Genomic DNA, 14,607 nt, shown 5'->3' with positions numbered 1-14,607 from the left:
CCCCTTCGTCAGTGAACGCAATAGCCCGCTTGCAGTCCAATCGCACCCGCGCCAGAGTGTCACAGGTCACACTGCGGAACTTTGCCGCGACCAACCTCTGTTGGGGACTGTTTTTTCGCGCGATAATTCAATAGTGCTCAGCTGCTAAAGCCGGGATAGAGCACGAGACAAAAAATGAGGAATAAATCCGTGACGGTTGCTATCGAAGACCCCATGACTATCGGCAATATTGAAGACTTTCTGGCCCACTGCCACCGGCGACGCTATCCGGCCAAGAGCACGATTATCTATGCCGGCGACCGCTGTGAGTCCCTCTATTTCATTATGCGCGGTTCAGTCACCGTCTTAATCGAAGATGACGAGGGCCGCGAAATGATCGTAGCCTATCTAAACGACGGGGACTTTTTCGGTGAAATGGGGCTATTTGATCAGGACACCCGCAGCGCCTGGGTGCGCACCAAAACCGAGTGTGAGGTTGCGGAAATCTCCTACACCAAATTCCAGGAACTGACTCGTCAGCACCCAGAATTCCTGTTCGCTCTAGCCACACAAATGGCCGGGCGCCTGCGCAATACCACTCGAAAAGTTGGCGATCTAGCCTTTCTTGATGTTACCGGTCGCGTGGCGCGAACCCTTTTGGACCTGTGTAATGAGCCCGATGCGATGACCCATCCAGAAGGCATGCAAATCAAGATCACTCGCCAGGAAATTGGCCGTATTGTTGGATGTTCCCGTGAGATGGTTGGGCGCGTGCTGAAAACCCTGGAAGAGCAGGGCTTGGTATCGGTCAAAGGTAAAACCATGGTGGTTTACGGCACCCGTTAAATACCTGTCCCAGAGTCAAATACCACAGACACAAAAAAGGGCGATGTAATCAATCGCCCTTTTTTGTGTCTGTGATTTTATCTAGCTAACTTTCTAAAACCCCACTAGCACTCAGTTAAACATCTCCATCAATTTTCGTCCCGGTTCTTCCTCGCGCATAAAAGCCTCGCCAACCAAAAATGCATCAACGCTGTGTCCGCGCATGGCCGCGACATCATCCGTGGTGTGGATACCGCTTTCTGTTACAACAATGCGGTCCTTGGGAATCAGATTGAGCAGTTTAAAAGTGTTCTCCAGCTGTACCTCAAAGGTGTGCAGATTACGATTGTTAATTCCAATTAGACGGTTGGGGAGAGCCAACGCCCTCTCCAGCTCTGCGCGATTGTGCACTTCCACCAGCACATCCAATCCCAGTTCCAGGGCCAAACCATTGAGTTCCTGCATTTGCTGATCTTCCAGGCAGGCGGCAATTAGCAGGATGCAGTCAGCTCCAATAGCGCGCGCCTCATACACCTGGTAAGGGTCCACGGTAAAGTCCTTACGCAAAACCGGTAGACGAACCGCGTTGCGCGCCTGCTGCAAATAACTGTCATCGCCCTGGAAAAAATCCTTATCGGTGAGTACCGACAAGCATGCCGCGCCACCTCTCTCATAACTGGTCGCAATTTCTGCGGGAAGAAAGTCCTCGCGAATCACCCCCTTGCTGGGGGAAGCCTTTTTGATTTCCGCAATCACTGCGGCCTCCCCCTCGGCGATTTTGTATTCCAATGCCGTGACAAATCCCCGTGCCGGTGGTTGGTCCTGCGCGCTCAGACGTATTTCTTCCAGGCTGCATTGAGATTTGCGCTCCGCCACTTCCTGCCACTTGCGCTCGATAATAGTTTTTAAAATGGTCGGTGTGCTCACGATTTCACTTCCTCGGGGCGAAAGGCGCTGGTAAAGGCAGCCAGGTCATTGATTTTTTCTGCGGCCAAACCGCTATCGATGGCGTCCTGCGCCATGGCAACACCCTGCTCTGCCGTGCTCGCAGTGCCGCTGACATAAATGGCCAGGCCGGCATTCAGGGCGATAATATCTGCAGCTTTTTTCCCTGCTGCAGTTTCACGTTTACCCAATGCGTCGCGAATCAAGGATAGAGACTCTGCGGCACTCGCAACGATCAAGCCATCCAGGCTCTGGCGGGGCAGACCAAAGGCTTCGGGGCAGAGAGTAAACTCACTAATAACACCATCTTTCAATTCCACCGCAAAAGTATCCGCGGCGATACTGGCTTCGTCGAGGCCGTCATCGCTGTGCAGGACCAGCACGTGCTCAGAACCAAGTCGTTGCAGGACTTCAGCCAACAAACGACAGTAGCGTTTCTCATAAACACCAATAACCTTGCGCTTAACTCCGGCGGGGTTGGTCATGGGGCCGAGCAGATTAAAAATAGTGCGCAGCCCCAGTGCTTTACGCGCTGGGCCTACATGACGAACGGCGCTATGGAAACTAGGCGCAAACATAAAGCCGATACCGAGCGTTTCCACACAGCGGGCCATTTGCTCCGCGCTTAAATCCAGATAAACCCCGGCGCGTTCGAGCAAATCGGCGGAGCCACTACTGGAAGACACCGAGCGGTTGCCGTGTTTGGCCACCCTGGCCCCAGCTGCAGCTGCAACAAAACTACTGGCACTGGATACATTAAATAGATTTGCGCCATCTCCGCCGGTGCCGACGATGTCTACGGTATTCTCAAGGTCGAGTTCAACCTTAGTGGCCAGTGCGCGCATGGTTTCCACCGCACCGACGATCTCGTCGACAGTTTCACCGCGAATGCGCAACGCGATCAGCAAGGCCCCTATCTGCGCTTCCAGGGCTTCACCGCGCATGATTTGGCCTACAGTCTCACGCATCTCCTCACGGCTCAAATGCTCTCCATCCACCAGCTTGGCGATAGCATTTTGTATATTCATTGTGCCCCCCTTGTCCCGCTCAGTAATGATTGGTGCGAAGCGTAATTAACTGCCCCGCGTTTTGCCCTTCGCATCAGGACTCGAGAAAATTCTTCAACATATCGTGGCCATGCATGGTGAGAATGGACTCTGGATGAAACTGCACGCCCTCTATCGGTAATTCCCGGTGGCGCAGCCCCATAATTTCATCAATCTCGCCGTCAGGCGTCTCCGTCCAGGCGGTAATTTCCAGGCATTCAGGCAAGCTGCCCTTTTCCACCACCAGGGAGTGATAACGGGTGGCCTCGAAAGGATTGGATAGGCCGTGAAACACTCCCAGGTTGTTGTGCACTATAGGCGATGTTTTACCGTGCATAACCTGGCCGGCACGTACGACGCGACCACCAAAAACCTGGCCGATACTCTGGTGACCAAGGCAAATACCCAAAATGGGGATACGCCCGGCGAAATGGCGGATCGTCTCCAGGGAAATGCCTGCCTCATTGGGTGTGCAGGGCCCTGGTGAAATCACAATTTTCGCCGGGGCCAACTGCTCTATGTCCTCAAGGGTAATTTCGTCATTGCGCTTGACCACAACCTCAGCGCCCAGCTCCTCAAGGTACTGCACCACATTCCAGGTAAAGGAATCGTAGTTATCGATCATCAAAATCATTACTTGGCCCCCATAGCCTGTGCAGTATCGGTAGTTGCTTCCATGCGCTTTTGCAGTCGTGCGAGCGCCGCCTGGGTTGAGCGCAATTCGCGCAGAATTTCGGTTTGACTGGGTGGCAGACACATTTCATCCATTCGACGCAACTTGGCTTCCTCCAGATTATTGAGCACCACGCCAATAAACAGGTTAATCATGACAAAGGCGCCCATAACCACGAAACTGACAAAGTAGAGCCAGGCCCAGGGCATTGCATCCATGGCGGTATACATAATGTCGGTCCAATCCTCGAACGTCACAATACGGAACAGACTCAACAGAGCTATCGGCAGGTCGCGCCAATGGGTTGGGTCTATCTCATGAAAGAGAAAGTAGCCCGCCACACCATAGATATAAAAGATAATTCCCATCAAGATTGCGATGTGCATCATGCTTGGCAAGCTGCGCAACAGTGTATCCACCAGAGTACGCAATTCAGGGAAGGCAGAAACCAGTCGCAACACCCGCAGGATCCGTACCAGGCGCGCGAGTGTTGCCAGGGGCCCTGTGGCGGGAATCAAGCTTAAGGCGATGATGGTGAAATCGAAGCAGTTCCAGCCGCTGGCAAAATAACGCCAGGGGCGTGATCCGTGCGAAGTTATTTTTATCGCTGCCTCTAAAATAAAAGCCGTCAGTACCAATTGGTTAACAACCCCCAATGCAGTACCAAAACGCTCCATCACCCATATTGAAGTCTCCAGCCCCACCGCCAGTGCATTAACCAGGATCATGCCAATGATCACCTGATTAAACAGGGGAGCTTCGACTATCTGTTGACAACGGGCGGCAAGAGATACTTTTTGAGAAATACTAGCTTCGCTCATTTTGTTCGATCTTTACTTCTACTTCTTTACAACTACTCGCCAGAGCCATGCCCGCTGCACGGAACAACGCCCTAGCCTTATTCATGGTCTCATCCCACTCGGATTGGGGGTCTGAATCGGCCACCAGGCCGGCACCGGCCTGGATAAATAACTGTCCGTCCTTAATAACTGCGGTGCGAATTGCGATGGCTGTATCCATATTGCCATTCCAAGCCAAGTAACCCACCGCACCACCATAGATACCACGCTTCTCTGGTTCGAGTTCATCGATAATTTCCATAGCGCGGATCTTCGGCGCCCCGGATAAAGTACCGGCCGGCAGCGCCGCGCGCAGGGCATCCATACCGGTGAGTCCCTCCCGCAACTGACCGGTGACATTGGAGGTGATATGCATCACATGGGAGTAGCGTTCCACCACCATCTGCTCAGTAACCCGCACGCTGCCAGTCGCCGCTACACGGCCCACATCATTGCGCCCCAGATCGATCAACATCAGGTGCTCAGCACACTCTTTGGGGTCCGCCAATAGCTCCTGCTCCAGGGCTTTATCCTCCTCCTCGGAAGTACCGCGACGGCGGGTGCCTGCCAGCGGACGCACAGTCATCTCCCCCTCTTCCAGGCGTACCAGAATCTCTGGACTGGAGCCCACAACCTGGTGATCCCCTAGGTCGAGGAAATACATATAGGGCGAGGGGTTCAGGCTACGCAGGGCGCGATAAAAATTCAGTGGCGGGGCATCGAAAGGAGCCGACAAGCGCTGAGATGGCACCACCTGCATAACATCACCGGCGAGGACATATTCCTTTACCCTATCAACGGCCTTCTTGAAATTTTTCTCACCAAAGTGGGAGTGAAAAGCACCCTCTTCGATTCCCTTGCCATCCAGGTCCAGAGGCACTGTATCCGGTAAAGGCCGGGCCAACCTTTCCACCAGTTGATCCAGACGCTGCTGGGCCCGCTCATAGGCATCGGCCTGGGAAGGGTCCGCATGCACAATAAAGATAACCGCACCGGCGAGGTTGTCGAACACCACCAGCTCATCACTGACCATCAGCAGGATATCCGGATTACCCAGGCTATCCTGCGGCATACTGTGCGCTAAACGCGGTTCAATATAGCGCACACAGTCATAGCCAAAATACCCAACCAAGCCACCGTTAAAACGCGGCAAATTGGCAAGTTCCGGTACTCGGTAGCGCTGCTGGAACTGCTCGACAAATGTCAGCGGATCGCGCTCGGTATAGCTTTCTATCACCGCCCCGTCACACTCCACCGTAACCTCATTGCCACGCACCCGAAGCAGGGTTCTGGCGGGCAATCCAATAATGGAGTAGCGACCCCATTTCTCCCCGCCCTGTACCGACTCCAGCAGGTAGCTGTAGCGACCTTCGGCAAGCTTCAGATAAGTGGACAGGGGGGTTTCAATATCCGCCAGCACACGGCGCACTAGCGGTATACGGTTATAGCCCGAAGACACAAGTTGGGCGTATTCACTAGGGGTCATAGAGACTCCGATCTATTGGGTATTTTTCTTGTTGGCGCCAAAGTATAGGCGGCGCCCACGGGAGAGGTGGCCGAACGGTATTGTTGACCAGTTGGCCTCAGCGGATCAGTGGCGCCATCGCCAACTGCTGGATGTGGGGATAGTGTGATTCACGGAAATTCCCTCTGTGCAGGCGCACAAGTTTACAAATCCCGTATGCGGCGGGCAAGGGGCTGCCCGCCAAGTTTTTCTCAGGACAGGCTTTCGCGCATAGCACCGATCACTTCAGCGTAGTCGGGGGCATTGAAGATTGCAGAGCCTGCAACAAAAGTATCCGCGCCGGCTGCGGCAATCTCCGCAATATTGTCACGGTTGACCCCGCCATCGATCTCAAGGCGAATATCGTAACCAGAAGCGTCGATCAGCTGGCGCGCCTCGCGCAGTTTTTCCAGAGTGCCCGGAATAAATTTTTGCCCGCCAAAGCCAGGGTTGACTGACATCAACAAAATCATATCCAGCTTGTCCATCACATACTTGGCCGCATCCAGTCCTGTGGCTGGGTTAAAGACCAAACCGGCCTTACAGCCAAGACTGCGGATCAACTGTAGGGAGCGGTCCGGGTGTCGCGAAGCCTCGGGGTGGAAAGTAATATAACTTGCGCCCGCATCGGCAAACATGCGAATCATATCGTCTACCGGCTCCACCATCAGGTGCACATCAATGGGTGCCTCGACACCATGCTTGCGCAACGCCTGGCACACCATTGGGCCGATGGTTAGGTTGGGCACATAGTGGTTGTCCATCACATCGAAGTGCACCCAGTCAGCACCAGCGGCTAACACATTGTCCACCTCTTCACCAAGGCGGGCAAAGTCGGCGGAAAGAATCGAGGGGGCAATCTTGTAATCTGACATCATTATTTCCTTCAGTAACTCAATTTTCCGCGCTCAGGCGGCAATGCAGGTTTTCCAGGCGCTCGGGGGTGCCCACATCACACCAGTCCCCAGGGTATAAGTCCGCCTGTAGTTTGTCCTCATTGAAAGTAAAGACCTCGCCAAGGCCGAAGCATTCACGCACTTTGGGATAGCGGGTTAACACCTCGGGGCGCAGCCAACTGATACCGGCAAAGGTATAGCGGGGCTTGGCAGTTCCAGACAGTAGGCCATTATCAATTCCGAAGTCTCCCTCGGGGTTATGTGGAGGATTTGGCACCATCAAAAGTCGGCCGGGGCAGCCCTCAGGTAGGGGGCGATTCACCCACTGCGAAAGGTCAAAGTCACACCAGACATCCCCATTAACCACAAAGAATGGGCCCTCTCCCAGCAGCGGCATCGCGTTGAGAATACCCCCTGCGGTCTCAAGGGGTCGGTCTTCTTGCTCCACAGAATACTGGATATCGAGTCCCCAGCGATCACCACTCCCCAGGTAATCACGAATCTTATGGCCCAAATGGCCCAGGTTGATCACTATCCGTTGAACTCCCACAGCCTGTAGTCGCTCAAGCACATGCTCAATGAGCGGCTTGCCCGCCACAGACAACAAAGGCTTGGGGGTTTGGTCAGTAAGGGGGCGCATTCTACGCCCAAAGCCCGCAGCCAAGACCATAGCGGTAGTTGGGGCTATCTCAGTGAGCTGAGTCATTCAATTCATCTATCAGTTTTTATACAGCTTATTAGTGCTATTCACCGGCATAGCGATAATCACTGTACCAAGGCTGCTGCTCTATAAGCGGAAGTAGCTGTTGCTCAAACCACTGCGCAAACGGCTGAAGCTCCTCATAGCGCCCAGCAGTTTCCAGTACATAGCGTATCACCAGGGGCAAATCCCCCAGGTAGTTCTGCTTGCCATCGCGCAATGATAGACGTGGAAAAAGGCCCAGCACTTTAATATGACGCTGGAGCCCCATCCAGTCGAACCAAGTTAAGAACTCTTTAGGCTCGACAGGTTCCAGCACCCCAGCAGCTTCTGCAGTAGCGGCATAGGCTAAAGCCCAGCGCTCGACCCGCTGGCGTGGCCAGCGGATATAGCAGTCTCGCAACAGAGAGACCAAATCGTAGGTAATCGGTCCCCACACGGCATCCTGGAAGTCCACGATTCCAGGGCGCTCACCTCCACGGATCATTAAATTACGGCTGTGGTAGTCTCTGTGCACTAGAGCTTGCGGTTGGCCTGCAGCACTCTCCAGCAACCGCTGAAAGGTCTCTTGCAGCAGGCGGTTTTCCACTTCACTCAGAGAGTAGCCGAGTAACTTGCCTACCAGCCACTCGGGCATAATACGCATCTCTGTCAGCAATAGTTCCCGGTTGTAATCTGGAAACAAATCCTCTGTACGGGGTATCTGCTGGAGACTCAGCAGCTCACTCATTACCTCCGCATAGAGTCCCTCGACACTGTCATTACTCAGCACATCGAATAATTGGGTATCACCCAAGTCTTCCAATAGCAGGTACCCATTGGCTGTATCAGCTGCTATTACCATGGGTGTGTGCACACCATTGCGCCGCAGATAATCGGCAACTGCTACAAATCGGGCCGGGTTAGTACACTCAGGTGGAGAATCTACAGCGATTAACCTGGGCTCGGTAGAAGTGCGAAAATAGCGCCGAAAGCCCGCATCCCCGGCAAGGTTGGCCAAGTCTGCTGGAAATTCAATATCCAGAGCCTTACCCACCCAAAGAGCCAAAGCCTCTTGTCGCAGGTCATCACTCACAGTACACCCTTCATTTATCATTCGGCCCATCAATGATTCTTTCTATCGCGGCAGTTTCCCATTAAGCAGCTCGTATTGAAACCCTGCCCCAGGGAGCTTGAAGCGACTATAACACTCTCGTCTCTTACATCCGTACCATCTGTGCGGCTATTAACCACTTCTACATTCAAGTAGAATCGGGCGATAATTTTTTGCGCGCCCCGGCTGGATAGCTGTCGCACGCATCTGCCGATACAAGAAACACCAAAGAATAGCCGGAACCTATCGATTGATGCTTGAAGTCTCCCGGTGGCGTCGCCTCGCTCTAGCAATAGCTCAGAATCCACGAGCCCACTCCCTAGCCCTCGGTTTGATGGCCGCGCACCCTATATGGACTCATGCGGACCAAACCGCCGTAGATCCCGAATACAACCCCTACCTGTACTTAGACTGGTTACCACGTTCTGAATTGACCCCTGAGGAAAGCGCCAGAGTACCGGCGATTTGCTCCGGAGCCTTTATCGAACCGCCTAGGGATTACCCCGATGCCAACTTGCCCCCTGAAGACGCGCCACTACGTGCCACAGCCGAGCAGTCTCGCATCCTCGATGACGGATCTGCTGAACTAATTGGCAACGTCCATATCACCCAAGGCTATCGCCAATTATTTGCCGATGAAGTGACCCTCAACCGCCAGACCAACACCGCTTTCCTAAGTGGCGCTATCGAACTGCGCGAACCCAATTTACTCGTTCGAGGGGACTCGGCAGAGGTTCACACCGATACCGAAGCGGCCTCCATTGAGGACGCAACATACGTTGTACACGACGAATTTATTCATGGTGACGCCGCCCAAGTCGCACGTCAGACCAGTGGTGAATTGACCCTTACCGATGGCACCTATACCCGCTGTGAGCCGGGCCGGGCTTTCTGGCGCCTGAGTGGCGGAGAAATCAATATCGATCAAGTGGAGAGCCAGGGAACCGCTAGGGATGTACGCCTGGAGATACTGGATGTTCCCGTACTCTATTTCCCGTATTTTCGCTTCCCGGTGGGCGATGCGCGCATGTCGGGCTTCCTTTTTCCTTCTCTAAGCAACAGCGATAAGAATGGCTGGGACCTATCTGTTCCGTATTACTGGAATATCGCCCCGGAGATGGATGCGACCATCACTCCACGCTATATCCAGTATCGCGGCACTGGTCTGGAAGTAGAATTCCGCCACCTAAGCCCCGTGTTCAACACCGAAATACGCCTAGCCGATCTCCCTAATGATAAGGGCGGCAATAGTGATCTCGCCCAGGAATTGATTGACCGGGGCTTCCCTGAAGACCTGGTCCTGCCCTACAAAGGGGACGATCGCTGGTTAGTGAACCTAGAACAACAGGGTGGTTATAGCGGCAGTATCTGGCGTACCGACATCGACTACACCAAGGTGAGCGATCCCGACTATTTTCGCGATTTAAGTACCGCCAACCTTGATATCAACGCGGAAACCCAGGTTAGCCAAAAAGCCCAGGGTAGACTCACTTTTGAAAACTGGGCAATCAGCCTTCGTGCCCAGGATTACCAAGTGTTGGAAAATGATCGTTTCGATACTTTCGCCCAGCTGCCTCGGCTAGATGTGGATGGCAATTACCGCTGGGGTGACTGGCAACTAGCCTTGCAAAATGAAGCCACTGTATGGCGGCACCAGGACACTCAGACGATCAGGTTTATTAGAGATATTGATGACCCCGACAGTGTCACTGAGCTAACAAGAGACTTTATCACCGCAGACCGCCTGCGCCTGGACTATGAGCTTTTTTGGGATAAAGAATGGCTGTGGGGCTACTTTAAGCCGGGTTTGGCAGGTCGCTATCTGGGTTATCAGGTCAGCGACACCTTCTTGCCAGAAGGTGCCAACGACACGCCAAGCGCCTCCGCCGCCCAGCTTACCCTGGACACCGGCCTCTACTTCGAACGTGATGGCTTTGCCTTTAATCGCGAGTATATCCAGACTCTGGAGCCACGCCTATACGGACTACTCAGTAGTAACGCCAACCAGGAAGGTTTCTTCGATATTACTGGGGATGACATAAACGATATAGGCCCCATCGACCCCCAAAGTAATAACTTACTCTATGACACTTCGCTGTTCACCTTCAGCTACGATCAGCTATTTCGCCACAGCCGTTTTACCGGCAATGATCGTATTGACGATGCAAGTAGGGTTGCTCTGGGGCTAACCACCCGCTTTATTGAGCCTATTAGTGGCCGTGACTTGCTGTCTGCAAGTGTCGGCCAGGTTTTCTACTCCAGCGATACCCAGATTGGTCTGCGCGAGCTTATCGAAGAAACCCCGCGCTCTGAGCTTGCCGCCAGACTGGAAAGCCGCCCAATTCAATCCCTACGTATTGGCAGTGAGCTGGTCTACGATGACACAGAGCACAATGTCAACCGCGGCAACTTCAGCTTGCGCTACTTTGATGATGAAGCGCGTATTTTTAACCTCAGTTACTACTATAAGCGTGACAATGTCACATTTATCAATAAGGACGGTGTTGAGCAGGTCGGCCCTACGCGCCAGCTGAACAGCTCCACTGTACTGCCTATCAACACGCACACTTCTATAATGGCTGGCGCAGCTTACGATTTGTCATTGAACCGGGAACTGGAATACCTGGCAGGTATCGAATATGACGACTGCTGCTATCGTGCGCGCCTTTTATGGCGCCGAACCCTGGACAATGACCTAGCCGGTGTTGTTAGAGCTGAAGACCTCCAATACGATGAAGGTATCTACCTCGAAATACAACTGAAGGGTCTAGCAGGATTTGGCGCAACGGTCACTCAAATGCTAAGCCAAGGAATTGCCAATTTTGATCAGAGAGAAAAGCTGAAACCGTGATGAAAATAATGCAGAAATTGATGCCGAAATTAGGCTTGTCATCCGTTCTGGCTGCTTGCGTCCTGATCGCCGGCACGGTCACAGCGCAAGTACAAACCCTGGACAGGGTAGTCGCCGTTGTTGATGAAGATGTGGTTATGGCCAGTGAACTTGCCCAGCGCATGAATACCATAGCCAGCCAAATTCAAGCCCAACAGGTCCAGGCACCACCTGTGGATGTTTTGCGTCGTCAGGTACTGGAACAACTGATTATCGAACGATTACAGCTACAGATGGCCTCCCGGGCGGGCGTTACAATATCTGAATCCGAGCTCGATCAAGCCATCGCTCGCGTTCAACAAAATGCGAGTGTCAGTCCGGAAGAATTTCGTCAGCGCCTGCGTTCCGATGGTATGACCATGAAAAGCTTTCGCCAGCAGATCCGTCAGGAACTGATGATCCGCCGGGTAGAACAAGGCAGCGTCAACCGCCGAATCCAGATCACCGACCAAGACATCGACAATTTCCTTCGCTCTAAAGAGGGCGAGTTCTGGAAGTCCCCTCAGTATGAGCTGGGACATATCTTGATCCCCATCAGCTCCAGTGCTCCAGCCAGCGAAGTTACCCAGGCTCGCGAGAAAGCCGAGGAGCTGGTTCAGCAGGTGCGCGGCGGCACTGACTTTCGTCGCCTGGCGATCGCCAACTCTGCTGGGCAGAATGCCCTCGCCGGTGGCGACCTGGGTTGGCGCAAAACAGTGGAACTCCCCACCCTATTTGCTGATGCGCTAAGCGGCCTCAAGGTAGGTGATATCACTGAGCCCTTCCGCAGTGATGCCGGCTTCCACCTGCTCAAGATTCATGCACAAAAAGGTGCCAGCGAGCAATTAGTGGAGCAGACTAAAGTTCGCCATATCCTGCTCAAACCCTCAGCCATCCTCACAGATGATGAAGCCTACAACAAGCTGGTAGCCATGCGAGAAGAGGCGATGGCTAGCGATAACTTTACCGAGCTCGCTCGCGAGAATTCCGAAGATATTGGCTCCATGCTGTCCGGCGGTGATCTCGGCTGGTCTATGCCAGGACAATTTGTGCCTGAATTTACCCAGGCCATGAACACCACCGGCATCGGCGAAATCAGCCTGCCATTTCGCAGCCAATTCGGCTGGCATATCCTGATGGTCGAGGGGCGGCGCAAACAAGATATGACCGATCAATATATTCGCAACCAGGCTGCCAACCTCTTACGCAACCGCCGCTATGAAGAAGAACTGCAAAATTGGCGCAGGGAAATCCGCGACCAAGCTTATGTAGAAATTAAATTAAAAGATGAAAAGCAAGAAGGCCCTGAACAGGAAGCGCAATAAAAGCGCTTTTTAAGACCTCGAAGACCGGGCCAAAGCGCCCGGTTTTTTATTCGTATAAAGTGTGGCCCCTCTATGATACCCAGAATCGCGCTGACCCCCGGAGAACCCGCCGGTATTGGCCCAGAGATATGTGTAAAATTGTCTCAGCATGGCAGCCCTGCACAACTGATTACCATTGCGGACCCAAGCCTGCTGGAGCGGGCTGCTAAAAAGCTAGACCTTCCCCTTCAGCTTATATCTTTCTCTGAAGATACCCCACTGTCGGAAACAGCACCAGGTAGCCTCTATATTTTAGAAAGTCCTTTAAAGCAGCCATCCCTACCTGGAAAGCTAAACACCGCCAACGCCTTCTATGTATTGAGGACATTGGAGATAGCCGCAGATGGATGTCAAAATGGTCAATTTGATGCGCTAGTGACGGGCCCTGTACATAAGGGGGTAATCAATGAAGCTGGATTTCCCTTCAGTGGCCATACCGAGTTTTTTGCGGAGCGAGCAGGCGTAGCACAAGTAGTCATGATGCTGGCTGCGCAGGAGCTTCGAGTAGCCCTTGTCACTACACATCTTCCACTTAAAGATGTGAGCACAGCAATAACTGGCAAACGTCTGGAGCTCATCACCGAGATTCTACACGGCGGTCTGCGCGATCAGTTCTGTATCCATTCGCCTCACATTGGGGTTTGTGGATTGAACCCTCATGCTGGAGAGGGGGGCCACTTGGGCCGGGAAGAAATCGAAGTGATTCAGCCAGCACTGGCAAGGCTGCGTCAACGTGGCCTTCATCTGACCGGGCCACTACCGGCAGATACACTATTTACCCCACCCCAGTTAGAGCATTTCGATGCAGTACTTGCCATGTATCACGATCAGGGCCTGCCAGTGTTAAAATTTCATGGCTTCGGCAAGGCGGTTAATATCACCCTGGGTTTACCTTATATTCGCACCTCGGTCGATCATGGCACCGCCCTGGACTTGGCGGGCACTGGCAAAGCCAGTTGTGGCAGTCTCGAAGCTGCCCTCACTCAGGCAATAGAACTGGCACAACTACGGAAACAGCAGGTTATATAACATCCTGTTTGCCTAATACCACTATTTGAATTGCAGATTAATTAATGGACAATTTTTTCCAACATAAGGCACGCAAGCGTTTTGGCCAGAACTTTTTGGTCGATGGGAATATCATCGAGCGTATAGTTCGTTCAATAGCCCCTAAAGAAACCGATAAATTGGTCGAAATAGGCCCTGGACAAGGGGCTATTACCGAATTACTAATACAACGTTGTCCCTCACTCACAGCCGTGGAACTGGACCGGGACCTGATTCCTCTGTTGGAATTTAAATTCAGGGACTACCCTGATTTCAAGATTATTGAGCGAGACGCATTGAAATTCGATTTTGGAGAATTTGCCGGTGAGAACCCTCTGCGTATTGTTGGCAATCTCCCCTACAATATTTCCACGCCTCTTTTATTTCATTTGCTCAGTTTCAAAAGCAAAGTGCAGGACATGCACTTTATGCTGCAAAAGGAGGTAGTCGATCGCCTCGGAGCCAGCCCTGGTACCAAGTCCTATGGCCGTCTCACAGTAATGGTACAGTATTACTGCCGTGTTCAAGGGCTATTTCCAGTACCACCCCAGTCCTTCAGGCCAGCCCCTAAAGTGGAGTCTGCTATTGTCCGCCTAATACCCCATAGCAAAATTCCCTACATTGCCGAAGATGAAAAACTATTGGAAAGAATCGTCAATGTCGCTTTTCAGCAACGCCGTAAAACACTGCGCAATGCACTAAAGCCCCTGTTCCCAGACCTCGATCCAGATCAACTGCCAGTGGATGCCAGCCGTCGCCCAGAAACTCTGAGTGTGCAAGAGTTTGTACAGCTATCAAATTACTGCACAAAACTTGGACAACACTGA

The 14,607-nt window shown here is 52.9% G+C and carries 13 protein-coding genes; 5 read left to right on the top strand and 8 right to left on the bottom strand.

What is annotated here, in order from left to right; genetic code table 11:
- The first annotated feature begins 174 nt into the window (after nt 1–174).
- Complete coding sequence (gene crp, locus ACJJJA_RS03325; protein ID WP_051089460.1) at nt 175–825, top strand: cAMP-activated global transcriptional regulator CRP; 651 nt, start codon at nt 175–177, stop codon at nt 823–825.
- Between the two features lie 111 nt (nt 826–936).
- Here the strand turns inward: crp and trpC are convergent, their stop codons facing one another.
- The 8 genes from trpC to ACJJJA_RS03285 all read right to left on the bottom strand — a co-directional run bounded on the left by trpC (nt 937) and on the right by ACJJJA_RS03285 (nt 8,482).
- Nucleotides 937–1,734: an indole-3-glycerol phosphate synthase TrpC gene (gene trpC / locus ACJJJA_RS03320; RefSeq protein ID WP_444905283.1), complete on the bottom strand. Its 798-nt coding sequence runs from the start codon at nt 1,732–1,734 to the stop codon at nt 937–939.
- Entirely contained in the window at nt 1,728–2,777 is a 1,050-nt protein-coding gene (gene trpD, locus ACJJJA_RS03315) for an anthranilate phosphoribosyltransferase (RefSeq protein ID WP_444903736.1), read from the bottom strand. Before trpD ends, trpC begins: the two co-directional genes overlap by 7 nt.
- A 73-nt stretch (nt 2,778–2,850) precedes the next feature.
- On the bottom strand, nt 2,851–3,429 hold the full coding sequence (locus ACJJJA_RS03310; protein WP_444887925.1) for an anthranilate synthase component II: 579 nt from the start codon (nt 3,427–3,429) through the stop codon (nt 2,851–2,853).
- Entirely contained in the window at nt 3,429–4,289 is an 861-nt protein-coding gene (locus ACJJJA_RS03305; protein ID WP_444903735.1) for an ion transporter, read from the bottom strand. The genes ACJJJA_RS03310 and ACJJJA_RS03305 overlap by 1 nt, the downstream gene beginning before the upstream one ends.
- The gene (trpE, locus tag ACJJJA_RS03300; RefSeq protein ID WP_444903734.1) at nt 4,276–5,793 is read right to left on the bottom strand and encodes an anthranilate synthase component I; all 1,518 of its coding nucleotides are present in this window, start codon (nt 5,791–5,793) and stop codon (nt 4,276–4,278) included. The genes ACJJJA_RS03305 and trpE overlap by 14 nt, the downstream gene beginning before the upstream one ends.
- Before the next feature lie 230 nt (nt 5,794–6,023).
- Nucleotides 6,024–6,686, bottom strand: coding sequence for a ribulose-phosphate 3-epimerase (gene rpe, locus ACJJJA_RS03295; RefSeq protein WP_252084363.1), 663 nt, complete (start codon nt 6,684–6,686; stop codon nt 6,024–6,026).
- Between the two features lie 19 nt (nt 6,687–6,705).
- Nucleotides 6,706–7,413 (bottom strand): nucleotidyltransferase family protein, encoded by a 708-nt coding sequence (locus ACJJJA_RS03290; RefSeq protein ID WP_444903733.1) that lies wholly within the window; start codon nt 7,411–7,413, stop codon nt 6,706–6,708.
- A 37-nt stretch (nt 7,414–7,450) separates the two neighbouring features.
- Complete coding sequence (locus ACJJJA_RS03285) at nt 7,451–8,482, bottom strand: aminoglycoside phosphotransferase family protein (RefSeq protein ID WP_444903732.1); 1,032 nt, start codon at nt 8,480–8,482, stop codon at nt 7,451–7,453.
- Nucleotides 8,483–8,753: 271 nt separating this feature from the next.
- Here ACJJJA_RS03285 and ACJJJA_RS03280 point away from each other — a divergent pair, with 271 nt between their 5' ends.
- The 4 genes from ACJJJA_RS03280 to rsmA all read left to right on the top strand — a co-directional run bounded on the left by ACJJJA_RS03280 (nt 8,754) and on the right by rsmA (nt 14,607).
- Entirely contained in the window at nt 8,754–11,351 is a 2,598-nt protein-coding gene (locus ACJJJA_RS03280) for an LPS-assembly protein LptD (protein ID WP_444903731.1), read from the top strand.
- Between the two features lie 20 nt (nt 11,352–11,371).
- The gene (locus ACJJJA_RS03275) at nt 11,372–12,694 is read left to right on the top strand and encodes a peptidylprolyl isomerase (protein WP_252084359.1); all 1,323 of its coding nucleotides are present in this window, start codon (nt 11,372–11,374) and stop codon (nt 12,692–12,694) included.
- 72 nt (nt 12,695–12,766) lie between these two features.
- Nucleotides 12,767–13,762 carry a 4-hydroxythreonine-4-phosphate dehydrogenase PdxA gene (gene pdxA, locus ACJJJA_RS03270; RefSeq protein WP_444887920.1) on the top strand — a complete coding sequence of 332 codons (996 nt, stop codon included), beginning with the start codon at nt 12,767–12,769 and terminating at the stop codon, nt 13,760–13,762.
- Between the two features lie 44 nt (nt 13,763–13,806).
- Nucleotides 13,807–14,607: a 16S rRNA (adenine(1518)-N(6)/adenine(1519)-N(6))-dimethyltransferase RsmA gene (gene rsmA, locus ACJJJA_RS03265; RefSeq protein ID WP_444883639.1), complete on the top strand. Its 801-nt coding sequence runs from the start codon at nt 13,807–13,809 to the stop codon at nt 14,605–14,607.

It is taken from the genome of Microbulbifer mixtoriginis (SeqCode), assembly GCF_052466865.1.
Note: the sequence above shows the minus strand (reverse complement) of the source record. Positions and strands in the feature narration are given on the sequence as shown.

What these genes read in the sequence shown, in the direction of transcription:
- trpE (WP_444903734.1), bottom strand. Translation starts at nt 5,793, where the DNA reads ATGACCCCTAGTGAATACGCCCAACTTGTGTCTTCGGGCTATAACCGT.
- rsmA (WP_444883639.1), top strand. Translation starts at nt 13,807, where the DNA reads ATGGACAATTTTTTCCAACATAAGGCACGCAAGCGTTTTGGCCAGAAC.
- ACJJJA_RS03280 (WP_444903731.1), top strand. Translation starts at nt 8,754, where the DNA reads ATGCTTGAAGTCTCCCGGTGGCGTCGCCTCGCTCTAGCAATAGCTCAG.
- rpe (WP_252084363.1), bottom strand. Translation starts at nt 6,686, where the DNA reads ATGTCAGATTACAAGATTGCCCCCTCGATTCTTTCCGCCGACTTTGCC.
- ACJJJA_RS03275 (WP_252084359.1), top strand. Translation starts at nt 11,372, where the DNA reads ATGCCGAAATTAGGCTTGTCATCCGTTCTGGCTGCTTGCGTCCTGATC.
- trpD (WP_444903736.1), bottom strand. Translation starts at nt 2,777, where the DNA reads ATGAATATACAAAATGCTATCGCCAAGCTGGTGGATGGAGAGCATTTG.
- pdxA (WP_444887920.1), top strand. Translation starts at nt 12,767, where the DNA reads ATGATACCCAGAATCGCGCTGACCCCCGGAGAACCCGCCGGTATTGGC.
- ACJJJA_RS03290 (WP_444903733.1), bottom strand. Translation starts at nt 7,413, where the DNA reads ATGACTCAGCTCACTGAGATAGCCCCAACTACCGCTATGGTCTTGGCT.
- ACJJJA_RS03305 (WP_444903735.1), bottom strand. Translation starts at nt 4,289, where the DNA reads ATGAGCGAAGCTAGTATTTCTCAAAAAGTATCTCTTGCCGCCCGTTGT.
- crp (WP_051089460.1), top strand. Translation starts at nt 175, where the DNA reads ATGAGGAATAAATCCGTGACGGTTGCTATCGAAGACCCCATGACTATC.
- ACJJJA_RS03310 (WP_444887925.1), bottom strand. Translation starts at nt 3,429, where the DNA reads ATGATTTTGATGATCGATAACTACGATTCCTTTACCTGGAATGTGGTG.